General features: G+C 53.2%; 21 protein-coding genes. 4 read left to right on the forward strand and 17 right to left on the reverse strand.

Annotated features, from left to right (window positions below; genetic code table 11):
- Positions 1 to 22 precede the first annotated feature (22 nt).
- Positions 23 to 877 carry a DUF3025 domain-containing protein gene (locus OCL06_RS11170; RefSeq protein WP_262994533.1) on the forward strand — a complete coding sequence of 285 codons (855 nt, stop codon included), beginning with the start codon at positions 23 to 25 and terminating at the stop codon, positions 875 to 877.
- Here the strand turns inward: OCL06_RS11170 and OCL06_RS11175 are convergent, their stop codons facing one another.
- From OCL06_RS11175 to OCL06_RS11250, 16 genes are all read right to left on the reverse strand, one after another.
- A complete protein-coding gene (locus tag OCL06_RS11175) occupies positions 878 to 1,582 on the reverse strand; it encodes a Yip1 family protein (protein WP_262994535.1) in 705 nt (234 codons plus the stop codon).
- 168 nt (positions 1,583 to 1,750) lie between these two features.
- Positions 1,751 to 3,481, reverse strand: coding sequence for an SLC13 family permease (locus tag OCL06_RS11180; RefSeq protein ID WP_262994537.1), 1,731 nt, complete (start codon positions 3,479 to 3,481; stop codon positions 1,751 to 1,753).
- A 17-nt stretch (positions 3,482 to 3,498) separates the two neighbouring features.
- Positions 3,499 to 4,914, reverse strand: a complete 1,416-nt coding sequence (gene cysN / locus OCL06_RS11185) for a sulfate adenylyltransferase subunit CysN (protein WP_262994539.1) — start codon at positions 4,912 to 4,914, stop codon at positions 3,499 to 3,501.
- 2 nt (positions 4,915 to 4,916) lie between these two features.
- Positions 4,917 to 5,705 (reverse strand): 3'(2'),5'-bisphosphate nucleotidase CysQ, encoded by a 789-nt coding sequence (gene cysQ / locus OCL06_RS11190; RefSeq protein WP_262994541.1) that lies wholly within the window; start codon positions 5,703 to 5,705, stop codon positions 4,917 to 4,919.
- The gene (gene cysC / locus OCL06_RS11195) at positions 5,705 to 6,298 is read right to left on the reverse strand and encodes an adenylyl-sulfate kinase (protein WP_262994543.1); all 594 of its coding nucleotides are present in this window, start codon (positions 6,296 to 6,298) and stop codon (positions 5,705 to 5,707) included. Before cysC ends, cysQ begins: the two co-directional genes overlap by 1 nt.
- Entirely contained in the window at positions 6,298 to 7,212 is a 915-nt protein-coding gene (gene cysD, locus OCL06_RS11200; RefSeq protein ID WP_262994545.1) for a sulfate adenylyltransferase subunit CysD, read from the reverse strand. The genes cysC and cysD overlap by 1 nt, the downstream gene beginning before the upstream one ends.
- A 183-nt stretch (positions 7,213 to 7,395) precedes the next feature.
- Positions 7,396 to 8,904, reverse strand: coding sequence for a sodium/proline symporter PutP (gene putP / locus OCL06_RS11205; RefSeq protein ID WP_262994547.1), 1,509 nt, complete (start codon positions 8,902 to 8,904; stop codon positions 7,396 to 7,398).
- Positions 8,905 to 9,209: 305 nt separating this feature from the next.
- Positions 9,210 to 9,914 carry a DUF3379 family protein gene (locus OCL06_RS11210; protein WP_262994550.1) on the reverse strand — a complete coding sequence of 235 codons (705 nt, stop codon included), beginning with the start codon at positions 9,912 to 9,914 and terminating at the stop codon, positions 9,210 to 9,212.
- On the reverse strand, positions 9,907 to 10,464 hold the full coding sequence (locus OCL06_RS11215; RefSeq protein ID WP_262994552.1) for a sigma-70 family RNA polymerase sigma factor: 558 nt from the start codon (positions 10,462 to 10,464) through the stop codon (positions 9,907 to 9,909). Before OCL06_RS11215 ends, OCL06_RS11210 begins: the two co-directional genes overlap by 8 nt.
- 182 nt (positions 10,465 to 10,646) lie before the next feature.
- Complete coding sequence (locus OCL06_RS11220; protein WP_262994554.1) at positions 10,647 to 12,518, reverse strand: DUF885 domain-containing protein; 1,872 nt, start codon at positions 12,516 to 12,518, stop codon at positions 10,647 to 10,649.
- 106 nt (positions 12,519 to 12,624) lie between these two features.
- Positions 12,625 to 14,328: a BatD family protein gene (locus OCL06_RS11225; protein ID WP_262994556.1), complete on the reverse strand. Its 1,704-nt coding sequence runs from the start codon at positions 14,326 to 14,328 to the stop codon at positions 12,625 to 12,627.
- The gene (locus OCL06_RS11230; RefSeq protein ID WP_262994557.1) at positions 14,328 to 16,259 is read right to left on the reverse strand and encodes a vWA domain-containing protein; all 1,932 of its coding nucleotides are present in this window, start codon (positions 16,257 to 16,259) and stop codon (positions 14,328 to 14,330) included. Before OCL06_RS11230 ends, OCL06_RS11225 begins: the two co-directional genes overlap by 1 nt.
- Positions 16,259 to 17,281, reverse strand: a complete 1,023-nt coding sequence (locus OCL06_RS11235; protein WP_262994559.1) for a vWA domain-containing protein — start codon at positions 17,279 to 17,281, stop codon at positions 16,259 to 16,261. Before OCL06_RS11235 ends, OCL06_RS11230 begins: the two co-directional genes overlap by 1 nt.
- Positions 17,274 to 17,783 (reverse strand): DUF4381 domain-containing protein, encoded by a 510-nt coding sequence (locus OCL06_RS11240; protein WP_262994561.1) that lies wholly within the window; start codon positions 17,781 to 17,783, stop codon positions 17,274 to 17,276. Before OCL06_RS11240 ends, OCL06_RS11235 begins: the two co-directional genes overlap by 8 nt.
- The gene (locus OCL06_RS11245; RefSeq protein WP_262994563.1) at positions 17,780 to 18,748 is read right to left on the reverse strand and encodes a DUF58 domain-containing protein; all 969 of its coding nucleotides are present in this window, start codon (positions 18,746 to 18,748) and stop codon (positions 17,780 to 17,782) included. Before OCL06_RS11245 ends, OCL06_RS11240 begins: the two co-directional genes overlap by 4 nt.
- Positions 18,748 to 19,704 carry an AAA family ATPase gene (locus OCL06_RS11250; RefSeq protein WP_262994565.1) on the reverse strand — a complete coding sequence of 319 codons (957 nt, stop codon included), beginning with the start codon at positions 19,702 to 19,704 and terminating at the stop codon, positions 18,748 to 18,750. The genes OCL06_RS11245 and OCL06_RS11250 overlap by 1 nt, the downstream gene beginning before the upstream one ends.
- 331 nt (positions 19,705 to 20,035) lie before the next feature.
- Here OCL06_RS11250 and fadI point away from each other — a divergent pair, with 331 nt between their 5' ends.
- The 3 genes from fadI to OCL06_RS11265 all read left to right on the forward strand — a co-directional run bounded on the left by fadI (position 20,036) and on the right by OCL06_RS11265 (position 23,862).
- Positions 20,036 to 21,346, forward strand: a complete 1,311-nt coding sequence (gene fadI, locus OCL06_RS11255; RefSeq protein WP_262994567.1) for an acetyl-CoA C-acyltransferase FadI — start codon at positions 20,036 to 20,038, stop codon at positions 21,344 to 21,346.
- Complete coding sequence (gene fadJ / locus OCL06_RS11260) at positions 21,346 to 23,499, forward strand: fatty acid oxidation complex subunit alpha FadJ (RefSeq protein ID WP_262994569.1); 2,154 nt, start codon at positions 21,346 to 21,348, stop codon at positions 23,497 to 23,499. Before fadI ends, fadJ begins: the two co-directional genes overlap by 1 nt.
- 165 nt (positions 23,500 to 23,664) lie before the next feature.
- Positions 23,665 to 23,862 (forward strand): hypothetical protein, encoded by a 198-nt coding sequence (locus OCL06_RS11265; protein ID WP_262994571.1) that lies wholly within the window; start codon positions 23,665 to 23,667, stop codon positions 23,860 to 23,862.
- A 78-nt stretch (positions 23,863 to 23,940) separates the two neighbouring features.
- On the opposite strand, the gene OCL06_RS11270 is transcribed toward OCL06_RS11265, so the two are convergent.
- Positions 23,941 to 24,105 carry a hypothetical protein gene (locus tag OCL06_RS11270; RefSeq protein ID WP_262994573.1) on the reverse strand — a complete coding sequence of 55 codons (165 nt, stop codon included), beginning with the start codon at positions 24,103 to 24,105 and terminating at the stop codon, positions 23,941 to 23,943.
- Positions 24,106 to 24,135 lie beyond the last annotated feature (30 nt).

Raw genomic sequence — 24,135 nt, forward strand, 5'->3', positions numbered from 1 at the left:
GAGCGCTAACCAACTGCTGACTATGACATCTACCGATATAAACTGGCAACCTGACACATTTCTGACCGCGGCAGCCGCGCCTGTGAGAGCGCTTTTTGACACTTTACAGTTAACCGGCTGCACCGCGTTCCCCACTGCCGGATTCCTCAGTGAAAAAATGAAAATGCTGCATCCGGCATGGCAGGGGCCAGTGTTTGTCGCCCAGTCAGCCTTGGCGGAAGACGATGCCCGTTATTACGAGGAGATTATCGGCAGCGATAATCGCATTCCCACCCGGGAACACAGCTGGCATGATTTGTTTAATGCCTGTATCTGGATGCAGTTTCCGCAAACCAAGTTGCATCTGAATCAGCTGCATGTTGATGACATCCAGCGGCATGGCGTACATCCGCGCACTCCCCGGCGTAACCGGCTGACCCATTTTGATGAATGCGGTGTGGTACTCGCGGTAGAGCAGCGGCATCTGAACGCAGGTAATGCCTTGCTAGCCGGGCTGGCAGAGCACGCGTGGCTGGAGGTCTTATGGCACCATCGTCAGACCTGGCTGGATACGGTGACGCCGTTTATGTTTGGGCATGCCAATCTGGAAATGATGCTGGCGCCGTTTACCGGCCTGACTGGTAAGTGGCTGGCAGTTACCGTGCCTGACGGGTTTCGTGAGTTATCGCAAGCCCAGCAGTGGGCAGTGATAGACAGTGCGGTGTCAGCAAGAATTACGGCGCTGGATAATTTTCAGCAGCCGGAGATCCTCAGACCCTTGCCGCTATTGGGTGTGCCTGGCTGGTGGCCGGGGCAGTCGAAAAGCTTTTATCATGATACCAGTTACTTCCGCCCGCAGCGTGCCAACACGCCGCGAACGGTACAATTGCCATTGTAATTACAGTAGCACCACAACCAGCCAGATCGTCCAAATAATGGCAAACGGGGCGATCGCAATCACCGCTGATTTTCTTACTGAAAATGACGTCCACTGGCTAACACCAACCATGGTCAGATAAATACTCCAGATCGAGTCCAGCCGAACCGACTGCAAAAACGCAAACCAGTCTGAGGTCATCGGCACACTAAACCAGTATGCCAGTGACAGCGGCATGCTAATCGCCGGGCTTATCTGCGGGTCACTGTTCAGCAAGAGCAGAACAATGCTGATCAGTGCACTGAATACGATGGGCATGCCAGCCCACCAGGTGAATCCATACCAGTCGGTAAACCCGTTGGCGTTACTTTCGTCTGAACGGGTAGCCAGGTTGAGGTAGGTAGCGACTATGGCATTAATAACAATCATGCCGATGATAGTGCCGACTACGGCAAAGGCGGTAATCGAGGTTTTCGTCATGTTCTGACGGTAGGTGTCCTGCTCGGCTGGGCTCAGGTCGCCATACTGCGCATCAATGATGGTATTCTGATACCAGCTGAAGTCCACCGCATTAAGGTACAGATATTGAGGCAACAAGCCCATCAACACCACGATGATAAACGGGATCCACGACCAGTTATTATGCTCGTTTACTGCTTTAAACACGCCATTTGGTCGGAAAAATATATCATTACATGCCTGGATAGGATTGGTCACAGTGTGCATCCGGTGCTCCGTCTTATTATCGTTCTGGTTGAATGTGATGAAGGGGCAAGCCCACTGGATAGTCTATACCGTGTTCACCTTCCAGCGAAAGCCCGAATGCCATATTGCGGTAACAGAGATAGTTACCAAATGTGTCGGCAAACAGGCCGCACGCAGCGGCCTGCCCGGTTAACCCGCCAGATAGGTGACATTCAGCAACATCAGCACCACACTGCTGTAAAGCAGGGAAATGGGCACCCCTACCTTGATAAAGTGTTTAAACCGGTAATTGGCAGCATTAAACACCAACAGGTTAGTCTGGTAGCCGTAGGGGGAGATGAAACTGGCGCTGGCAGCAAATGCCACGGCCAGTGCAAACGGCATCAGCGGTGCGCCGATAATCTCCACCAGGCCATAGGCAAACGGAAACATCAGTGCTGCCGCCGCGTTATTGGTCACAAACTCGGTGAGCAGCAAGGTCACGACATAGACGATGATAAGCGCGATAAACCAGTCTGTATCCGCCAGGTAGGGCATTAGCTGAGTCGTTGCCAGGGCAATGACCCCAGTTCCCTCGAGTGCCGTGGCCAGGCTTAACGCGCCGACGATCACCACAATAAGGTTGAGGGGTAAATTACGCTTAATCTCGCCGTTGGTGGCTACTCTCGCGGCCAGCAAGACCGCTGCAAAGAACAACAGCCCCAGTGCCAGCGACAGCATATCCATGGCGGCGAGTGCCACGGTGAGCAAGAAGCCTCCCAGCGTCACCCACTCCTGCTTCGAGCTGAGTGGCCGGGCTATTTTCTGCTCTGACAGAATAAAGAAGTTTTTCGACAGGTTATGCCGGGTATGAAAGTCCGGTCCGGTCGCCAGCAGTAAAAAATCACCGGCGCGTAACTTGATGTCGCCCAGCTTGCCGGAGAGTTGCTCGCCATCGCGTCGTATGGCCACGACGGCGGCGTCAAACAGTGCCCGAAAGCCCAGTGCTTTGATAGTCTGCCCGATGATTTGTGCGCGGTTGGCAATAATCACTTCGGTCAGGTTTTCCCGCAGGATCCCATCCGCCTCGGCGAAGGTGGTAAGGCCACGAATATGACTGAGATTATCGAGCTTTTGCACATTACCGGAAAAGATCAGTTTATCCCCTTCCAGGATAACCAGTTCCGGTGATATCGGCGAGATGAGCTGGCCTTCGCGGACCACCTCTACTAAAAACAGCTCCGGTAAATTCCGCAGGTGATTGTCTTCTACGGTTTTGCCTACCAGTTCAGAGTCGGGTTCAACTTCAGCTTCCAGTAAATATTCCCGGTAGTCGCCGCCTTTATGCGCAATGGTGGGCAGCAAGGGGGTAAGAAAAAACATAAACACCCCACAGGTCAGCCCGGCTATCATGCCGTACAGGGTAAAGTCCCAGAATTTAAACCCCGGGTGCCCCTGTTCCTGCAGGAAACTGTCAACAATCAGGTTGGTGGATGTCCCTATCAGGGTGACGGTGCCGCCCAGAATAGCCGCATACGACAACGGGATAAGCAGCCGTGAGGCGTGAAAGTGTTGGTTTTGCTTCACCGGACCAATCAGACTGGCCACAATAGCCGTGTTGTTCAGCAAAGCAGAAGAAAAGAATGTCAGCCCAAACAGACGCCAGTAGGAGGCAGTATAGCTGGCCGTAACCAGCTTTCTGCCAAGGCGCTTAATGAGGGCCGTCTTGTCGATGGCACTACTGACGATAAGCAGCAGTATCAGCGTAATCAGGCCCTTATTGGTCAGGTTGTGCAGGACATCGTCAAACGTGATTTGCTGGGTGACCAGTAAACTGAGCACGGCCAGTGCGAAAATCGAAGCAGGGCGCCGTTTCGTAAAAATCAGCGCAGCAATGGTACCGAAGAAAATCCCCAGTACCATTAACTGGTTTAACTCCATGTTGTCCTGTCCTGTGGTTACAGCTTAGTAATATCCAGTGCATTCCAGTGTGGGAAATGCTTACGAACCAGGGCGTTAAACTCTTGCTCGAACTCAGAGAACTGTGGGCTCTCGTGTTGTTCATCCTGACTCAGTTCGTCAATGATCATGCCTGCGCCAACGGTGCCGTTGGTCATGCGGTCAATCACAATAAACGAGCCGGTAGGCTGGTTGCGGGTGTACGGGTCGCACGCTACCGCTTGCTGGAACTTCAGGTCAACCACACCGATTTCATTCAGGTTCAGATGCAGCGCATCTTTTTTCTGTAACGTATTCACATCAATCTGGCAGTCGATATGGGCCACAGAGCCGGTGGTGGTCTTGGTAGCGAATTTGAACGCGTATTGCTTGTTCGGCATCATCGGTTCTTCGCTCATCCACACCAGGTGCGACTTAAACTGCGTGGACAGCAGCGGCAGGTTGTCTGATTTTACAATCATGTCGCCACGGGAAATATCAATTTCATCTTCCAGCGTCAGTGTCACGGCTTGTGGCACATAGGCACGTTCCTGCTCGCCATCAAAGGTGACCACAGATTTCACTTTGGACGTTTTACCTGAGGGCAGGGCCGTCACTGCGTCACCCGGGGCGATCTGGCCAGACACCACGGTGCCGGCAAAGCCACGGAAATCCAGGTTCGGACGGTTCACATACTGCACCGGGAAGCGGAAGTCGTCATGGTTGGCGTCTTCGCCAATTTCAATGTTTTCCAGCAGTTGCATCAGCGGGGTGCCGTCGAACCACGGTGTACTCGGGCTCTGGTTTACTACGTTGTCGCCTTCCAGCGCTGAAATAGGCACAAAGCGGATATCCGGAATGTCCAGCTGCTCGGCAAACTTCAGGTAGTCTTCACGGATCTCGTTGTAGACGTCTTCACTGTAATCCATCAGGTCCATCTTGTTGACGGCCACGATCACGTGCTTAATGCCCAGCAAGGACACCAGGAAGGAGTGACGTTTAGTCTGTACCTTCACTCCACCACGGGCATCTACCAGTATAATTGCCAGATCACAGGTGGAAGCACCGGTAACCATGTTGCGGGTATACTGTTCGTGTCCCGGCGTGTCAGAAATAATGAACTTACGTTTTTCGGTTGAGAAATAACGATACGCCACATCAATGGTGATGCCTTGTTCACGCTCAGACTGCAGGCCATCGACCAGCAGGGCCAGATCGACTTTTTCGCCGGTGGTGCCCATTTTTTTGCTGTCTTTAGTGATGGCTGCCAGCTGATCTTCATAAATCATTTTTGAGTCATGCAGTAAGCGACCGATAAGGGTGCTTTTGCCATCGTCCACACTACCGCAGGTTAAAAAGCGTAGCAGGTCTTTCTTTTCATGTTGTTCAAGGTAAGACAGTACGTCTTCTTTCAATAAACTGTTTTCGTTATTCATGCTTATGCACTCACAAGGAAGAAGGGGTTCAAAACAGACTCTTTCTGATTGTAGGTCAGAGCCTCTGCATCGGGATCAAGTGGGTTTTCAGGATCCAGCACGGTGACTTTTGCGCCGGCGGCAGTTGCCACGGCGTGGGCGGCGCCAGTGTCCCATTCTGAGGTTGGCCCCAGACGCGGGTACAGGTGAGCTTCACCTTCGGCGACCAGACACAGCTTCAGTGAGCTGCCCATGGCGACCAGTTCGGTTCCACCATCCAGCTGTGCCATCAGGTTCTGGATTTCGGGGCTCTGATGCGAGCGGCTACCGACGATCTTCCAGGTTTCGCCGGCGCTGTGCACTTTTGCCGAAATGGCGGTAAGTTCACCGTCCTGTTCGGTCCAGGCACCTTTGCCCTCAATGCCTACATAGGCTTTGTTCAGCGCGGGAGCGTACACTACGCCCATGACTGGTTTGCCGCCGTCAATCAGCGCGATATTGACGGTAAACTCACCATTTTTCTTGATGAATTCTTTGGTTCCGTCAAGCGGGTCAACCAGCCAGTACTGCTGCCATGTCTGACGCTCCTGCCAGTCGATATCGGCAGATTCTTCAGACAAGATGGGCAGCTCAGATATGCTTTTAAGCTCATCCACGATAACGTGGTGGGCAGCAAGGTCAGCCTCAGTTAGCGGACTGGTATCCTGCTTTTCATAAATGGCGAAGTCTTTTTCATAAATCGCCATGATCTTATCACCGGCCAGCTTGGTGATGTGTAACACCTGCTGGGCAAGTGGATCGGGTAATCCCATTATACAAGTCCTTTTTCTGCTAAGAGGTGGTACAAACGTTCGGCGGTGTCTTCTGCCGACTCATCGCGATATTCAAGATGAATTTCTGGGTTTACCGGCGCTTCATACGCAGAATCAATTCCCGTGAAGTCTTTAATATCCCCGTTGCGGGCTTTCTTGTACAAACCCTTAGGGTCACGTTGTTCACAAACTTCCAGTGGCGTATCGACAAACACTTCCACAAACTCGTTCTCGCCAAGCAGATTGCGGCAAAAGCTGCGGTCAGCCTTAAATGGCGAAATGAAGGCGGTCAAAACGATGACACCTGAGTCGACAAACAATTTGGCCACTTCGCTGATGCGACGGATGTTCTCCACCCGATCAGTATCAGAAAAGCCAAGGTCGCCACACAACCCATGACGGATATTGTCTCCGTCCAGCAGGTAGGTGTGTTTACCTTCGTCGTGTAATTTCTTTTCCAGCAAGTTTGCCAGCGTCGATTTGCCCGACCCGGATAAGCCAGTCAACCAGACCACACGTGGGGTTTGTCCAAGACTTTCGGCACGGGTCTGTTTATTTACCTCATGCTTATGCCAGACAATATTGGTGGTCATTAGAAATATCCTTCCATTTTCTTCTTCTCCATCGACCCGGCGCTGTCGTGGTCAATGACCCGGCCCTGGCGCTCTGACGTTTTCGTCAGCAGCATTTCCTGAATAACCTCAGGCAAGGTGTCTGCGGTAGACTCCACGGCACCGGTCAGCGGGTAGCAGCCTAGCGTCCGGAAACGCACCGAACGCATTTCTGGTTCTTCGCCTTCTTCCAGTGGCATACGGTCATCGTCAACCATGATCAATACGCCATCACGCTCTACTACCGGACGGGGCTTGGCCAGATACAATGAAGGAATGTCGATGTTTTCCAGGTAGATATATTGCCAGATATCCAGCTCAGTCCAGTTAGACATCGGGAATACCCGAATGCTTTCGCCTTTGTTCACTTCTGAGTTATAGATATTCCACAGTTCAGGACGCTGGTTCTTTGGATCCCAGCGGTGGTTGCTGTCACGGAACGAGTATACCCGTTCTTTGGCACGTGACTTTTCTTCATCACGGCGTGCGCCACCAAAGGCCGCGTCAAACTGATACTTGTTCAGCGCCTGTTTCAGGGACGCGGTCTTCATGATATCGGTGTGTTTAGCACTGCCATGAGTGAACGGCCCTACGCCTTGCTCGACGCCTTCCTTGTTAATGTGGACCAGCAGGTCGAAACCGTATTTTTCTGCCTGACGATCCCGAAACTCAATCATTTCCCGGAATTTCCACGTGGTATCAACGTGCAGCAGGGGGAAAGGAATTTTGCCAGGCGCGAAGGCCTTACGGGCAAGATGCAAGAGAACCGAGGAGTCTTTACCTACTGAGTAGAGCATGACCGGATTATCAAATTCGGCTGCTACTTCTCTGAAGATATGGATACTCTCGGCTTCGAGTTGTTTTAAATGCGTAATAGACGGGATACTTGCTGTCATTAGTCGAGTCCGATGGTTATGGGTTATATGCTAAAAGATTATATGCATAGAACACTAACACATTTGTGCAAAAAAGTGCTATGCGATTTTGCTATTTAAAATACTCTTGTTATTACCCAGTACGATTTAGTGTCGCACTATAAAAAACGCCGCTTATAGGCGGCGTTCTTACTGAGATGAAACTTATAAGTATTCTTTCATTTTTCGATCAAACTGATCGAACATTTCTGTGACACCGTCACGGGGCTCGTTGGTCCGGCTGAGTATAATAATTGTCAGCGTAGACAGGATGAAGCCCGGGACAATCTCATACATCCAGTCGCTTAAGCGCTGGCCCTGAATTTCTACCGGGAAGTAAATCCAGAACAATACGGTGACGGCGCCGACGATCATTCCACCCAGTGCGGCCCGACGTGTCATCTGGCGCTTAAACAGGCTGAACAACACTAATGGTCCGAACGCTGCACCGAAGCCTGCCCAGGCGTTACTGACCAGCGTCAGAATCGTGCTGTCGCGGTCATAGGCCAGGTAAATTGCTACCGCGGCTACTACTACCACTGAAATCCGCCCGGCAATCACCAGCTCAGTATCAGATGCCTCACGACGCAGGAACGCTTTGTAGAAATCTTCCGTGAGTGAACTGGACGTTACCAGCAGCTGGGATGAGATGGTACTCATGATCGCCGCCAGAATAGCTGCCAGTAAGAAGCCGCCAATCAATGGGTGGAATAGAATTTGTGACAGGTAAATAAATACCGTTTCAGGATCGATAGTGTTGTTGTTACCTGTGACATACGCCAGTCCGAACAGGCCGGTCATCAACGCACCAATAATAGAAACAATCATCCATCCCATACCGATATTGCGGGCTGCAGGCACGTCGTTCACTGAACGGATAGCCATAAAGCGCACAATAATATGTGGCTGTCCAAAATAGCCCAGGCCCCAGGATGCCAGCGAAATAATACCGATAAAGGAAATGGCCGCGCCGGACTCTGCATTCATGAAGGGGTCAAACAGGGCCGGGTCGATATCTTTCAGTGCCGTCACCGACGCGCCCAGTCCACCCAGTTCCATCACTACCACCACGGGCACCATCACCAGCGAGATAAACATAATACAGCCCTGGACGAAGTCGGTCATACTGACCGCCATAAAGCCGCCAATCAGTGTATAGGTCACTACCACACCGGCGGTAACATACAGGCCAACTTCATAGCTTAGGCCGAACGAGCTTTCAAATAATTTTCCCCCCGCGACCACGCCGGATGACGTATACAGGGTGAAAAATACCACGATGACCACCGATGCGATGACGCGAAGTACCCGGGTGTCGTCTGCAAAGCGGTTTTCAAAATAGTCAGGAAGGGTAATAGAATTCTTTGCCACCTCTGTAAACACCCGCAGGCGTGGTGCGACCAACAGGTAGTTGGCCAGTGCGCCAATCACCAGTCCGATGGCGATCCAGCCGGCTGATATACCCTGCACATACATGGCGCCGGGCAGACCCATCAGCATCCAGCCGCTCATGTCAGATGCGCCGGCAGACAGGGCGGTGACCGCGGGCCCCAGTTGTCTGCCACCAAGCATGTAACCTTCAACGTCAGTGTTGGTTTGCCGGTAGGCAAAGATGCCAATTCCCAGCATTACAACAAAATATAAACCCAGTGAAATTATCGTGCCTGTAGCCATAAGTTATCCTTTTTTCTTTCATGCTAACAGGAAGCCGACAGACTCGCCATGCCAGTCAATCGCTTTCTTTTTCAAATACAAAGGCTTCCCAAGATGCACTCAGGAACATCAACAACTAATGAATACGCGCTTCGGGGTCATTCAGATGACAGACGGGGAAAAATGCTGGTGGCCGGATGGCTCATCAAAAAGTATACATTTGAGCGTGTGGTTATGGCTGAAGAGCCAGTCAGGATAACCCGGCTGGGGCAAGGGAGCCCGGTAACGATGTTGCCGGGCCGCGACGTTATTTTCACAGCCGGTAACTACGCGGAAAACCGCATAGACCGGCGAACTTTTTCCATGACCGGCGCGAGGTCGGCGTGCTTATCTCCCACCACCATGATGTTTGCCCGTTGCATATTAACAGCCTGGCCATGGTAACGCTCGTCAGCAAACTGGGCTGGCAGGTCGACATCATCCCGTGGTGGGACAATGAATACCGAGACTGTGCCCTGGCTGGTTCGCATGATCAGATGCAGGCTCCTTACCGACTGCAAATGGCAGTAGTTTGCTACTTTCACATCACCAATCATATCGGTGAAGGAGGCGCCAAAGCCTGCCAGTTTGGCATTAATCTGCGCCAAATCGACCGGCAGTACGGAGTGCGCTTGTTCCGTTTCTGCATACTGCATGTGTACCAGCGCTTCATTACCGAGACTGACCGACTGCTGCGGCAGTAAGGTAATACTCAACCCTATTGCGAACGCGACTGAGGCGGCCAGGGCCACATACCACTTGTTGCGTTTACGCTGTCTGACAAATTCATTGGCCGATTGCTGCCAGATTAAACGATGCGCCAGATCAGGCGGCACATCTATCCGCGCAGTATCAGCTAACGCACGGTTAAGTTGTTTTTGTTCCTGCCAGAAAGCCATTTTGGCAGGATCGGCTGTTGCTGCCGCTACTACGTCCTGGTCTGTCGTGTCTGGATTGGCGTAGACACGACGCCTGAATTCTAACTCATCCATTTTGACGACCTCGTTGGTTATCTTGTCTTTGCAATGCATCCCGGATCTGATTTCTGGCTCTGAACAGGCGGGTCATTACAGTATTTTTATTAAGCTGAAGTTGGGTGGCGATTTCTTCGCCGGTAAAACCGAAAATGAGTTGCATGACCAGTGGCTCACGATACTCTTCACTTAGCCCTCCGAGCAGCCGGTGTAAATCACGTTCTCGAAGTGAGGCATCAGAACTGGCCGTGTCATCTGCCACCAGCTCATTATCCAGCTCGGTGGTGTCCAGCTGTTTGCGCTCAAACCGCCGGGCATTTTCGCGCCGCAAAATTGTGATCAGCCATGCTTTAGCGGCCTGCTCATCCTTCAGTGAATCCAGGGAGCGCCAGGCGCGCAGAAACGTCTCCTGGACAATGTCTTCGGCGACGCTTTTATCTTTAACCAGCCAGAACGCATAACGGTAAATGTCGGCATGAAACGCGTGCACCAGGGCTTCGTAACGTTGTTGTTTTTGTTTCATATCCGATAAGACCTGCTTGTCGGATGAATTATTTCGCCGGAACATAAAAAATCTCTGCAGCTGGCCGGTGACGGCAAGAGTAGGGGGTTGCCAGACAAGTATATCCTATTCTGTGGTGGGCACGCAGAAGGAATTGGGGGCAGGATATGCCTTACTGCGAACAATGCGGACAGGCCAGATAAAAGCCCGGCATCGCGGCCGGGCTGTGGGTATTCAGTTAAAACGCGTTAATCCTGTGCTTTCACAGTGGCAATCCACTGGGTGATTTTTTCTTCCAGAATGGATAAGGGTACGGTGCCGTCTTTTAAAACTTCATCGTGAAAGCCAGCGTAGGTGAATTTATCACCCAGTTCCGACTTCGCCCGCTCCCGTAAGGCCATGATTTCCAGTTTTCCGATCATATAGGCGGTAGCCTGGCCCGGCATGGCGATATACCGCTCAATGGCCTTTTGCGCGTCGTATTCCGGGTTGGGGGTATTTTCAATTAAATACTGCACGGCTTTTTCACGGCTCCATTGCTTAGCGTGAATGCCGGTGTCGACGACCAGCCGGCACGCGCGCCACAACTCCATCGCCAGACGCCCGAAATCAGAGTAGGGATCCTCATAGAAGCCCATGTCCTTCGCCAGTTCCTCAGAGTACAGGCCCCAGCCCTCGGTATACGCGGTAAAACTCTGAAATTTCTGAAACTGCGGGATCCCGTCTAGCTCCTGGGCGATAGCGCGTTGCATATGGTGGCCCGGGATCCCCTCGTGATAGGCCAGCGCTTCCAGCTGATAGCTGGGCATAGATTTCATATCGTACAGGTTGGCATAGTAAATACCCGGGCGGCTGCCATCCTGAGCGGGGTTCTGATAAAACGCCTTACCGGCTGACTGCTCGCGGAACGCTTCTACCCGTTTAACCACCACAGCGGCTTCTGGCAAAATACCGAAATATTCTGGAATCGCTTCCCGCATATTGTCGATAGCCTGTTTAGCGTCAGCCAGGTATTGCTGACGGCCTTCAGAGGTATTGGCATAATAAAACTGATCATCCTCACGCATAAACGTGAAGAACTCCTGCAGGCTTCCCTCAAAGCCCACCCGCTTCATTATTCCGCGCATGGCGGTATGAATTCGCTCAACGTTCTCAAGGCCTACCTGGTGGACTTCATCGGCGGTCATTGCTGTGGTGGTGAAGTGCTTAAGACGGTTCTGATACCACGCATCGCCGTCAGGTAAGCGCCAGACACCATCGCCTTCAGGACTTAGTGACTGTTGACTGGCCAGCGCCTCTATCAGCGCTTCATACCCGGATTTTACTGACGTGAGCAGCGCTGACTTGGCTTCCCCTTTCAGGTTTTGCTTTTCCACGTCACTGATGTCCAGACTGTCTATTTTTTTCTGCACGTCAGCCCACAGCGTGGAAGGCGTATCACTGATATCAAAAGGGGCGCCGGAAATAACGTTTTTTGAGGCACTGATCATCTGTTCATAAGCCCAGGCCGGCGGGAATACTCCCGCTTCTTCGCGCAGTTTCAGTTGTTCTATAACCTGATCAAACAAGGTATCCACACTGTCCAGACGACTGATATACGCTTCTGCATCCGCCTTATTGGTCACCCGGTGAATATTAATAAGAAAACTTGGGACCATAGTATGTGGGGCGCGGTACTGGTGCATAACATAGGTATGATGACGGAAACGATCATTTTCGATATCCCGCTCCAGCCCCAGCCGGTATAGCCGCAGACTTAGCTTCTCCTGCTCTGACAGTTGCTCAGTGTCGAACATTGCCAGTGTTTCAAGCCGGTTTTTGGCTACAGCAATCTGTCGCTCCTGGTGCTCTTCTGACATGTCGTCCCACTTACCGTAATCCCATTTAATGCCCAGATAACTCTGGAATACCGGTGACTGCCGCAAGTCTTCCTCAAAGGTACGCTCGAAAAAATCCTGTAAACGTTCCGATTCGGTTTTGTCTGCCACCGTGTCAGTGGGTTCGTCAGACGTAACGGTCGCAGACTCCTGCTGCGGGGGCGCTTGCTCGGCAGGCGAACAGGCCACCAGTGCAGACAGGGTTAACGCTAAAGGTGTGAGTCGCCAGCGAGGTGTGAGCATGGGGGTCTCCCTAATATGCAATTATCAAAGTGGGTTTGGCCGTGGAGCATGGGGGGGTAGCCCCGGCGCTCAGTTGTGACCCCGTTGCTAACCAACAGGTCATGGTTTATTTAACATCAGGGTACAGATCTGGCAACCGCGAACTCGCGCTGTTTTGCTGTCTTTTTAACGAATTTCTGGCCCGTTCCAGCGCGCTGCGCATCTCGCTGGCCTGCCAGGCTTGTGGTTGCGCGCCATAGCGGGCTGCCAGCAATTGATTGAGTTGCTGCTGTACTTCGCTGAATGTGGGGTGAGTGGACAACACCACAGCAGGGCGATGATGGGGTAGCAGCGTGCCCAGCCAGTCGCGTAACCGCGCCTGAATGTTAGCAGATTCGCCGCTGTCTACCGCGCGCAGCAGGGCAGAAAACGCGTGTTTTTCGTTTACTGACACAGGCTGATTCACCCCGACCGGCGCGGGCGCTGTGCCCGTGCGTCGACGATAATAAAGCCAGGTAAATAGCCAGCCAGCCAGGGCGATCGCTAACGCTCCCGCTAAGTACAGATCAAAGGAGTACGTGGGGGACCGGACCGGCGCACTGTCGGCACCTGGTAATGGCGAAGCGGGTGGTGTCTCTGCCGGGCTTTGCGGTTGAGTCTGAGGTGGTGCTGAAGTGTCTGCCGCGGCAGGCGCCACAGTGATGGTACGTGCGGGCAGGGTGGCATACTCCGTTTCGCCCGTGAGTACGTTAAACCAAGGTACGGTAACTTCAGGCAACACAAAATCCCCGGCCTTGGTGGGAATAATGGCCAGTGATTCTACCCGTTGTGCTATCAGCAGGTTATCTTTTTCTACTGTGGCCGTGGAGGCCTGGTCGGGGTAAAGCTTGAATCCGGGCGGATAATGGCTGGGCAATTCCGGAAGCTGCTCCTCCACCACACCCATGGCCGTGAATGTCAGGACCCGGGTCATCGGCTCACCCACAGTGAATGATTCCTGGTCCGGCCATTCCTCGTCGAGTCCGACAAATTCACTGGGAAGCCAGTGGTAATCAATGTCGGTGGGTACGGGTTTTACTTCAATGGTAATATCCGCCCCCACCCGGTTGACCTGTTGCGTACGGTTGAAAAAACCAAATCGCTGGTTGCTGTCCGCGGCAATAACCTCGCCCTGGAAAACCGGACCGCGCAGTGTAAAGGTCCCGGATTTCTGCGGTACCACAGCAAAGTTTCGCTCAATCACCTGATACCGCTTGCCGTTCACAATATCAGTGTACTGCTTATCTTCGCCCACCTGCCGAATCTCTGCATTCGCCAGTTCAGGCGCCTGTAACGACCCTTGCTCAATGCGGGTAGCCAGATGAAGTTTCGCGGTATACAGAATTTGTTGATTCAGGTACACCTCGCGGGTGTCAGCCTGGGTGGTGACAAAATAATCCCGGGTCGCCTGAGTGCTGCCCTGAGCAACCGGAATAACTTCTATTTCAATAGGCGCGGACTGTTTACCCTCAATAGTAATGGCCGGAATGGTGAAGGTGCCCACTGCGCGGGGAAACAGGGTGGTGGTCCACACTGTCGTGCGGGTGGTGTTAAAATTCACCATCGACGTCCGGCTACTTACCGAGGTACGGCCAACCACAAAGTCATCGAGCAGCACAGAGCTGTCAAACGCGTCGCGATCAGCATCGCCATGCGCGGTGACCGTCAGGCGTATGGCCTCGTCCAGCATTACAGGGTTATTGTCGACACTGGCCTCCACCGCCTCAACCTCAGCAAGGGCAGGCAGATGCCATCCCAAAACAGAAATTAATATAAATACCAGTGTTCTCATTACCACTCACTCCGGTTGGTTGGCATACGTTGGCGGCGACGCTGTTGTGCCTCTAACTGCATTTTGCGTTTAAGCAGATACGCCGGATCATCCGGCACCCGGCGCAACAGGTTATCCAGTCGCTGCTGAGCTTCTTTTTGTTCTTCGGTCATTTCGCCGGCGACCCCTGCATTGCCCTCAGGTTCACCTTCGGCTTGTTCTGACTGGCTATTTTGAATTGGCGTCTGGTCTTCCTGAGCCGCTTGTTCATCGGCGGTTGTGTCGCCGGGCTGAGGCTCGCTATCCTCCGCAGACGGGGCAGGTTGGTCATCTTCGTTCTGTGGCGCCGAGTCAGCACCGCCCTGTTGGCTCTGGTCACCGGAGTCCGGTGACTCACCCTCCTGGGGCTGATCTTCCCCCTCGCCGGACTCTCCCTGTGATTGATCCCCGTTGTCGCTGCTGCTGTCTGAAGACTCGCCATTGTCGCCTTGCTGGCTGTCAGAAGACTCGCTGTCCGATGATTGCGAGTCTTGCTGTTGCTGCTGTTTTTGCTGATCTTTCAGCGACTCCAGTAGTGCCTTATTCGTCGCTGCATCTTCGTGATCCGGATTGGCTTCAAGCACTTCTGCATATTTTTTAATAGCGGCATCCAGCTCCCCCATCTTCGCCAGTGCGTTGGCCTGATTATAAGTGGCCTGAGGGGTATTAAGCTGACTATAAGCCTGTGCTGCGGCAGCGTAGTTCCCGGCTTTGTAGTGCGCCGCGCCACGCCAGGCCGGGTTCTCAAACTGGCTGGCGGCCTGCTCAAATTGCTGCGCATCAAAGGCAGCAGCCGCTTCCTGATTATCATTTAAAAACGGACGCTGCCAGCCTGGTACCGGGTCTGCTGGCGCCTCTTGGGCGTGCGCCGGCGGCGAAAGGGGGACCAGTGCGGGCAACAGCAAAAACAGGATTATCCCGCGGCGAAAGCCGTAAGCTGCCAGAGGGATAAGCAGAAGCAGCAGATACGGACCAAGTTCCTGCCACTGGTCGCCGGCGCGGCGTTCGTCGGTACTGTCACTGCCAGACTGACGCTGACTGAGTGTGAGTTCGGCCAAATATTTAATATCCCTGTCGTCCGCTGTCAGGGTTGTAAAGCGGCCGCCGCCGGCCTGACTGATGCCCTTCAGCAGCCCACTGTCCATTTTAGGAATGACGATGGCGCCACTGGTTTGTTTTAGCAACTCACCATCCAGCTGGCGAATAGGCGCGCCCTCGCGGGTGCCCACCCCCAGCACGCTGACGGTGTAGGGTAATTTGCGGATATATGACTGTAATTCGCTTTGCTGGTCCCGCTCAATCCCATCGGTGATCCAGTAGATGCTGCCTTGCGTGTAGCCAGCCTGCTCCAGTAAATCGGCGGCAGTCCGGATCCCCAGTAAGGGATCCGAGCCGGTTACTGGCATAATCTCAGGACTCAGGCTGGGCAGCAGGGTAGTGAGGTTACTGGCATCACTGGTAAGCGGGCTGATTACAAACGCATCCCCCGCGTAGGCCACCAGGCCCATTTCCCCTTCACCAATTTGATTCACCAAATCGATGGCTTTGTACTTGGCACGAGTAAGACGATCTGGCGACACATCGGTGGCCCGCATAGAAAGTGACATATCAATCACCACCACGTGGCCGGTATTTAACTGATAAACCGGTTGGGGCAGACGTTCCCAGGTAGGGCCCGCCAGGGCCACTACGGCCAGTAGCCAGCCAGCGGCCAATAGCCAGAATGGCGGGCGCTGCCCCCGTCCCGCTTTCCCGGCCACCATGTGTTGATACAGGTGATTGGCCACCACCTGCTGCCAGCCAGACTGTTTATGGCGGAGTTGCCGAACCGCAAACAACAGTGCCAGCAGTGGCAACAACGCCAGAAACCATTCGGGGCGAAGAAAATGAAACTGGGCAAACGGTATATCCATTAACGTCCCTCACTATGCAGACGACGACCAACGGACACTTTGCGCCAGGCAGCCCGGCAGATATACACCAGCAGCGGAAGTACTGACAGCACTAGCCCCAGCATGAGCGGGTAGTAGAACAGGGCGGTGAGCGGACGCATTTTGCGGCTTTCGCCTTCGATGGGCTCAAGGGCATCCAGGGTCTGGTATATGGCTTCCAGTTCCTGGGCGTCCCGTGCGCGAAAGTACTGGCCACCGGTTTGTTTGGCAAGCTCGGTGAGCATCCGCTCATCCAGCTCCTGAGAAGGATTAACCTGGCGGCTGCCAAAGAAGCTTTGGATTAGCATGCGATCCGCACCGACTCCGATGGTGTAAATGGTCACATCTTTATTGACTGCAAGTTCCAGCGCTTGCTCCGGCGAAATATTGCCTGCCGTATTTTGTCCGTCGGTGAGCAAAATCAGAACCTTATTCGACTCGTCTTTTTCGTCGAACCGTTTCACGGCCAGTCCGATTGCATCTCCGATGGCGGTTTGTTCACCCACCAGACCGATTACCGATTCGTTGAGCAGGGTGGCGACGGTTTCGCGGTCAAAGGTTAAGGGAGCTTGCAAGTAGGCCGTATCAGCAAACAGGATAAGGCCAAGGCGGTCGCCGACCCGACGCTTTATGAAATCGTCCAGCACCGATTTGGTCATTGCCAGGCGATTTACCTGGCGGCCATTTACCTGCATATCATCTATTTTCATGCTGCCGGAGAGATCCACGGCCAGCATCATCTCCCGTCCCTGATCGGGGATACTCACGGGCTCACCCAGCCACTGGGGACGGGCAGCGGCGCCCAGCAAACATATCCACACCAGCACCGTCAGCACACTACGCCAGCGGCTGACACCGGCTTTGAGCGGCGCAGCAGTATACCCGGGACGTAGCGCGGGCACTTTCAGTGCGGCGTTTTGTGAATAGGCGCGGGCTGGTAACATCCAGACAAGCAACGGCAAAGGGAGTGCCAGCCATACCCACCACCAGGCGAACTCAAACATTGTCTCGCTCCTGTTGCTTAGGCAGCCGTGCATGTCTCAACCATACCCTGACCCCCGCTACAGCGTCATCAAACGCGGTGGCATCAGCGGTGGTGGGCTGATAGCGCTGCGCATTCAGTTGTTGTAAGCCCCCTTGTGCCTGTGAGGCCTTTCGGGCAGGCAAGGTTTTTAACAGAAACTGCTGCCATTGCTCACCATATAAGGCTGCAACTTCAGACGAAGGATAATAAACCAGTGCCACCCGCTTCATTAAACCGTTCAGCTGAGTGGGCCAGTCGTCATCCCGGGCAGAGACGGCGGACAGCTGACGCAGAGCTTCGCGACGGGGTCGCTGCCGGCGCCGGTGCTTTACATAGCGGTATACACCGAAACTGACCAACATTAACACCAGCGCAATGACACACCACCATCCCCATGCAAGTGGCCATGCGCTTACCGGGTCGGGCGTGTGGATGTCCCGCAGTTGAGCCAGCGGATCCTGGGTTGGCATACCCTGCATCATAATGGCCTCCTGCGCAGTTCTGCCAGCTGTTCATCCAGTGAGGCGCCGGCACTTACATGGTTCTGACTTACTTTGGCGCGGGCAAAGAAATCAGTCAGCCGCTGGTTGTGTTGGGCGCGCCATTGCCGGTATTGCTGCTGTTCTTTTTTGTCGCCCAGTAACCAGGTTTGTAGGTTACTGCCATCTGTGACATTGACCGACTGGGTTATTCCTGTGTCAGGGAGAGCGTGCTCCATTGGATCGGTAATGGTCACCGCATTTACTTCACAATGGCGGGCAAGCTGGCTGATATGTTGTTGCGCGTTAGCAGTAAGATGATGGAAGTCGGAAATCAGGTAAACCAGACTGCCCGGTCTTGCCAGGCGCCGGGCGCGGGCGCACACATCGGTAAATCCCTCAGCCTGGGACTGCTCGTCACTCTGCTGATTCAGGCTGAATCCTTGTAGTGTAATTAACTCATGACAAATGGCCAGCACCGCCCGCTTGCGGGATAAGGGCTTACATTCCCGGTGTTGCTGGCCGGCAAATAACAATGCCCCGACCTTGTCACCCCGACTCGCGGCTGCCCAGCTCACCAGCGCGGTAACATGGGCGGCCTGAACAGCCTTGGTAAGCAGTTGGGTACCAAACTGCATCGAGGTGGACAGATCGCACAAAATAAATACCGGCCGTTCCCGTTCTTCCCGGTAAATCTTCGTGTGGGTCTTTCCGGTGCGAGCTGTGACGCGCCAGTCAATGGCCCGGATATCGTCGCCAGGCTGGTAATGGCGGGCTTCATCAAATTCCATACCACGGCCTTTATGCCGGGTCAGGTAACCCCCTGATAACCGCGCCTGAGGCATACGCTGAGGGGTTAAATCCAGCAGCCGGGTAAATTGCTGGTACCGCACCAGCTCAGAGACGCTTAAATGCACGCCATCTGAACCCAGTGCGGTCAGTGTATGATCAGTTGAAGTTGCTCTCATCAGGGTACAGGTACAGTTTCAAGTATTTTATCCAGCACGTGATTGACGGTGATCCCTTCTGCTTCAGCCTGATAAGAGAGAATAATCCGGTGGCGTAATACGTTGTGGGCTACTGCCTGAATGTCATCCGGTCCGACGAAGTCACGACCAGCCAGCCAGGCGTGCGCCCGGGCGCACCGATCCAGTGAAATCGTGGCCCGCGGGCTTGCTCCGAACTCAATCCAGTCGGCCATATTGGCATCGTAACGGCCGGGTGTGCGGGTCGCCACGATAAGCTGAACCAGATATTCTTCAAGCTCGGGTGCCATGTGCAGTGCCAGCGAGGCCTTGCGGGCAGCGAAAATATCTGTTTGTGACAATGCGGATGGCACCACAGTATTGGTTTGCAGTTCTTCGCTGCGGGTGAGTCGAAGAATGTCCAGCTCAGTCGCGGCTTCCGGATAATCTATTTCAACATGCATCAGAAAGCGGTCGAGCTGCGCCTCAGGAAGCGGGTAGGTGCCTTCCTGCTCTAAGGGGTTCTGAGTGGCCATTACCAAGAACAGTTCAGGTAAGGGATAGGTTTTATTCCCCACAGTGATTTGCCGTTCGGCCATGGCTTCCAGTAAAGCGGACTGCACTTTCGCCGGCGCCCGGTTTATTTCATCGGCCAGCATCAGATTATGGAACAACGGGCCTTGCTGAAACACAAACTCACCTGTCTCCGGGCGGTAAATGTCGGTGCCGGTCAGGTCGGCCGGCAACAAATCGGGAGTAAACTGGACCCGGTGAAAGTTACCGTCCATGCCGTTGGCTAATGCATTTATGGCCCGGGTCTTGGCCAGGCCCGGCGGGCCCTCGACTAACAAATGACCGTCGGCGAGAAGTGCGATTAATAAGCTGCGCGTCAGCGCCTGCTGCCCAATGATCTGCGAGTCCAGATACGTTTGCAATTGCCTGAATTGCTCTGCTGCCATATACCAAAATCCCGTTGTGAGGTTGTTGTTGAGTGGCGAATTTAGCCCAGCCAACATAATTGCATTACAGACTATCAAACTCATATATGGTTCCGTCCGTAATCTTCAAGTCGTTGGAATGATTGTTTTTTACGACCAGTCCCCGGCAATCCCGTGCTGGGTTTGCCATGCTACAGCATACAATTAACAGATACACGCCTTGAAACAGCCCGCTGTTATAACAGGAAGCTGCGCAGCATGAGGTGATATTTGCTATTTTGTTCATTGTTTGTAAAAATCAGCAACCATTACAGGTCAGACCACTTAGGTGGCAAAACACACAGGTGCACTAATGGCAGCAAAACAATCAGTAACCACTCGCGAAGGTGATCGCATCGCGATAGTGGCGGGACTCAGAACGCCATTCGCAAAAATGGCGACAAATTTCCACGGCGTGCCCGCCGTGGACTTAGGAAAGATGGTCGTCAACGAGATGTTGATTCGACACGGCGTTAAGCCAGAGTGGGTCGACCAGGTGGTTTACGGCCAGGTTGTACAAATGCCGGAAGCACCAAACATCGCCCGTGAAATTGTGCTGGGCACTGGCATGAATGTGCATACCGATGCGTACAGTGTGTCCCGGGCCTGTGCAACCAGCTTCCAGTCCACCGTAAACATTGCCGAAAGCATGATGGCTGGCACCGTACAGGTAGGGGTAGCCGGTGGAGCAGACTCCACGTCGGTTTCGCCCATTGGGGTATCGAAAAACCTCGCCCGGGCGCTGGTGGATCTGCAGAAAACGAAAACCATGGGTCAGAAATGGAACGTATTTAAAAAGCTTCGTTTCAAAGACTTGTTGCCGGTTCCCCCTGCGGTGGCAGAATATTCTACTGGTCTGTCTATGGGCCAGACGGCCGAGCAGATGGCAAAAACACACCATATCGACCGAAGCGAGCAGGACAAGCTTGCTCATCGCTCGCATTCCTTAGCTGCGCAAAGCTGGGAAGAAGGAAAACTGGACGGCGAAGTGATGACCGCCTATCCGGAACCATTTAAAGGTGCCCTGGAGCGGGACAACAACATCCGGTTTGATTCTAAGCTGGAAGGCTACGCCAAGCTGCGGCCGGTATTTGACAAAAAATACGGGTCGGTGACCGCGGCCAATGCAACACCGCTCACCGACGGCGCGTCGGCAGTACTTATGATGACGGAAAGCCGGGCGAAAGCACTGGGTTATACGCCTTTAGGTTACATCAAGAGCTATGCGTTCTCGGCCATTGATGTATGGGAAGATATGCTGATGGGGCCGTCGTACGCGACACCTGTTGCCCTGGACAGAGCAGGGATGACCCTGAATGACCTGACCCTGATTGAAATGCATGAGGCGTTTGCGGCGCAGACACTGGCAAACGTTAAAATGTTTGCCAGCGATAAATTCGCCAGAGAAAAGCTCGGCCGTGATAAAGCCACCGGTGAAATCGATATGGATAAGTTTAATGTTATGGGCAGCTCAATTGCGTATGGTCATCCGTTCGCGGCGACCGGCACACGCATGATCACGCAGATGCTCAATGAACTGAATCGCCGTGGCGGTGGTACCGGACTGGTCACTGCCTGTGCGGCGGGTGGACTGGGCGCAGCAATGATAGTGGAGACAGAATAATGACGCAGGACGTAACGACAGACAATGGCGCCGCTGACTCAGGCGCCTTTACGCTGACCCGCCAGGATAACGGTGTGGCCATTCTGACTATGGACGTACCGAATGAGTCCATGAATACGCTGAAAGCCGAATTTGGTGACGAAATTTCGGCCATGCTGGATGAGATCGAAGCGGATCCAGGTATTAAAGGTGTGGTGCTGGCCAGTGGCAAACCTTCATCGTTTGTTGCCGGTGCGGATATCAGCATGCTTGCAGCCTGTGAAACCGAAGCTGACGCGCGTGCGTTGGCCACCGGTGGCCAGGAAGTGTTTGATCGTATCGAGCGTATGCGCCCTACCTTTGTTGCCGCTATCCATGGTGCTGCGTTAGGTGGCGGACTGGAGCTGGCGCTGGCGTGTCATTACCGAGTGTGTACGGACGACCAGTCCACGCAGTTAGGTCTTCCTGAAGTACAACTCGGGTTGTTACCGGGAAGTGGCGGCACCCAGCGTCTGCCACGCCTGATTGGCATTCAGCAGGCTATGAAAATGATGCTGACCGGCTCCCCGGCACGGGCAAAGCAAGCGAAAAAGTATGGCATTGTCGATGATATGGTGCCACAAAGTGTGCTGATGGAAGTTGCTGAAACCTATGCGTTAAAAGGCAAGCCTGCCCGCGAAAAACCGCAGCGTAGTCTGATGAATAAAGCCCTGGAGCTGACCGGACCGGGCAAGAAGATGCTGTTTAAAAAGGCGCGGGAACAAACGCTGTCTAAAACCAAAGGCAATTATCCGGCTCCAGGCTATATCATTGATGTTATTGAAACCGGCATGAACGAAGGCATGCAAGCCGGATTACGGGCTGAGGCAGATGCGTTTGGTAAACTGGTGATGACGCCCGAGTCCTACCAGCTACGTCAGATTTTCTTTGCGACCACGCAGATGAAAAAAGAAAACGGTGTGGAAGGTGTCGCCCCTCAGTCAGTGAACAAGGTGGGCGTCCTGGGTGGTGGTCTGATGGGCGGCGGGATCGCCTATGTTACTGCCACCAAAGCTGGCAAACCGGTGCGTATCAAAGACGTCCGTCCTGAGGGCATCGCCAATGCCATGAAGTACAGCTATGACCTGCTGAACAAGAAAGTGAAAAAGCGTTTCATGCGCAAAACTGAAATGCAAAAGCAGATGTCGTTGCTTACCGGCTCACTGGACTATAACGGTTTCCAGGATGCTGACATTGTGGTGGAAGCGGTGTTCGAAGATGTTGATTTAAAGCAGCGCATGGTGGCAGACATTGAAAGCCACTGTCATGAGGGGACCATCTTTGCGTCCAACACCTCATCGATACCTATTACCCAGATTGCTGCGAAAGCCAATCGTCCTGAGCAGGTCATTGGTCTGCACTATTTCTCGCCCGTAGACAAAATGCCGCTGGCGGAAGTCATCGCCCATGCAGAGACCTCTGACAGCACTATCTCAACCACTGTGGAGTTTGCCAAGAAGCAAGGTAAAACGCCGGTGGTGGTAAAAGACGGGGCGGGTTTCTATGTTAACCGTATATTAGCGCCTTACATGAATGAAGCGGCTAACCTTATCCTTGCCGGCGAGCCTGTGGATCATATCGATAAGTCACTGGTGAAGTTTGGCTTCCCGGTGGGACCGGTGAAGTTGCTGGATGAGGTGGGCATTGATGTAGGCACGAAAATCATTCCGTTCCTGGTGGATGAGTTTGGGGAGCGCTTTACCGCGCCACCGGCATTTGACAAAGTTCTGGCCGACGGGCGTAAGGGTAAGAAAAACAAGAAAGGCTTCTACCTCTACGAAAGTAAAAATCCGGGCAAAGAAGTGGATGACACGATTTACGCGCTATTGGGGTTAACCCCGTCGGTGTCGCGAAGTGAGCGCGACATCGCTGAGCGTTGCGTACTGATGATGCTGAATGAAGCCGCACGCTGCCTGGATGAAGGGGTGATTCGAAGTGCCCGCGACGGAGATATTGGCGCTATCTTTGGCATTGGCTTCCCGCCGTTCTTGGGTGGTCCGTTCCGTTATATGGATACCCTAGGTGTGAGTCACGTAGTCGAGCGTCTGCGCCATTATGAACAGGAAGTAGGTGAGAAGTTTGCTCCTGCTGATGTGTTAATTAAGATGGCAGAAAATGATCAGTCGTTTTATTAAACTGTAAGGACTATGTAAAAGAGCCGGCTTGCGCCGGCTTTTTTGTATAAAAAACAAATTGCTGCTGGTTTAATAAGCATAGATCCGTACAATCGCTGGTCGAAAATTCCAGAGCGGTCAATTTATTGACAAAAAGTATTACTACGTAGGTGAGGGAGGCGGATTGTGCTGGTGTATTTTGCGGTTACGCTATTAAGCAGTGTGTTTTTCTATATTGAGGCATTGAAGTGCGGTATGAACGCCCGTGTATGGGGGCTGGCTGCGTGCGCTCTGGGTCCGGCTCTGCTGCCCCTGTTTACTATCCAGCGACATATCCTGTGGCGTCGGGACAGTGGGTTTAATAACCTGTACCTGAAAGCCTGAAGGGGCCTGGACTGGTTTTTCAGATATAAAAAAAGAGAGCAGAGGCTCTCTTTTTGTAGCAATTCTTAAGCAAGCTTCTTATAGCCCTGCGCCAAGTCCATTACCTGTTTTAGGACGGTAAGTTTGCGGCTGGGTAACCACTTCCTTCTGGTTAGAAGGTGCTTTGTCGGCACTTTCCTGCTTTTCCGTAGCAACCGGTGTTGTTGTAGATAGGGCAACTGCAACTGCGTATGCTTTCAACATAACTCATTCCTCTGATTCATTATTTTTGTG

It is taken from the genome of Alteromonas salexigens (genome assembly GCF_025628895.1).
Classification (GTDB): Bacteria; Pseudomonadota; Gammaproteobacteria; order Enterobacterales; family Alteromonadaceae; genus Alteromonas; species Alteromonas salexigens.

Excerpts from the sequence above, each read along its gene's own strand:
- OCL06_RS11170 (WP_262994533.1), top strand. The coding sequence starts at position 23 with ATGACATCTACCGATATAAACTGGCAACCTGACACATTTCTGACCGCG.
- OCL06_RS11175 (WP_262994535.1), bottom strand. The coding sequence starts at position 1,582 with ATGCACACTGTGACCAATCCTATCCAGGCATGTAATGATATATTTTTC.
- OCL06_RS11180 (WP_262994537.1), bottom strand. The coding sequence starts at position 3,481 with ATGGAGTTAAACCAGTTAATGGTACTGGGGATTTTCTTCGGTACCATT.
- cysN (WP_262994539.1), bottom strand. The coding sequence starts at position 4,914 with ATGAATAACGAAAACAGTTTATTGAAAGAAGACGTACTGTCTTACCTT.
- cysQ (WP_262994541.1), bottom strand. The coding sequence starts at position 5,705 with ATGGGATTACCCGATCCACTTGCCCAGCAGGTGTTACACATCACCAAG.
- cysC (WP_262994543.1), bottom strand. The coding sequence starts at position 6,298 with ATGACCACCAATATTGTCTGGCATAAGCATGAGGTAAATAAACAGACC.
- cysD (WP_262994545.1), bottom strand. The coding sequence starts at position 7,212 with ATGACAGCAAGTATCCCGTCTATTACGCATTTAAAACAACTCGAAGCC.
- putP (WP_262994547.1), bottom strand. The coding sequence starts at position 8,904 with ATGGCTACAGGCACGATAATTTCACTGGGTTTATATTTTGTTGTAATG.
- OCL06_RS11210 (WP_262994550.1), bottom strand. The coding sequence starts at position 9,914 with ATGGATGAGTTAGAATTCAGGCGTCGTGTCTACGCCAATCCAGACACG.
- OCL06_RS11215 (WP_262994552.1), bottom strand. The coding sequence starts at position 10,464 with ATGTTCCGGCGAAATAATTCATCCGACAAGCAGGTCTTATCGGATATG.
- OCL06_RS11220 (WP_262994554.1), bottom strand. The coding sequence starts at position 12,518 with ATGCTCACACCTCGCTGGCGACTCACACCTTTAGCGTTAACCCTGTCT.
- OCL06_RS11225 (WP_262994556.1), bottom strand. The coding sequence starts at position 14,328 with ATGAGAACACTGGTATTTATATTAATTTCTGTTTTGGGATGGCATCTG.
- OCL06_RS11230 (WP_262994557.1), bottom strand. The coding sequence starts at position 16,259 with ATGGATATACCGTTTGCCCAGTTTCATTTTCTTCGCCCCGAATGGTTT.
- OCL06_RS11235 (WP_262994559.1), bottom strand. The coding sequence starts at position 17,281 with ATGTTTGAGTTCGCCTGGTGGTGGGTATGGCTGGCACTCCCTTTGCCG.
- OCL06_RS11240 (WP_262994561.1), bottom strand. The coding sequence starts at position 17,783 with ATGATGCAGGGTATGCCAACCCAGGATCCGCTGGCTCAACTGCGGGAC.
- OCL06_RS11245 (WP_262994563.1), bottom strand. The coding sequence starts at position 18,748 with ATGAGAGCAACTTCAACTGATCATACACTGACCGCACTGGGTTCAGAT.
- OCL06_RS11250 (WP_262994565.1), bottom strand. The coding sequence starts at position 19,704 with ATGGCAGCAGAGCAATTCAGGCAATTGCAAACGTATCTGGACTCGCAG.
- fadI (WP_262994567.1), top strand. The coding sequence starts at position 20,036 with ATGGCAGCAAAACAATCAGTAACCACTCGCGAAGGTGATCGCATCGCG.
- fadJ (WP_262994569.1), top strand. The coding sequence starts at position 21,346 with ATGACGCAGGACGTAACGACAGACAATGGCGCCGCTGACTCAGGCGCC.
- OCL06_RS11270 (WP_262994573.1), bottom strand. The coding sequence starts at position 24,105 with ATGTTGAAAGCATACGCAGTTGCAGTTGCCCTATCTACAACAACACCG.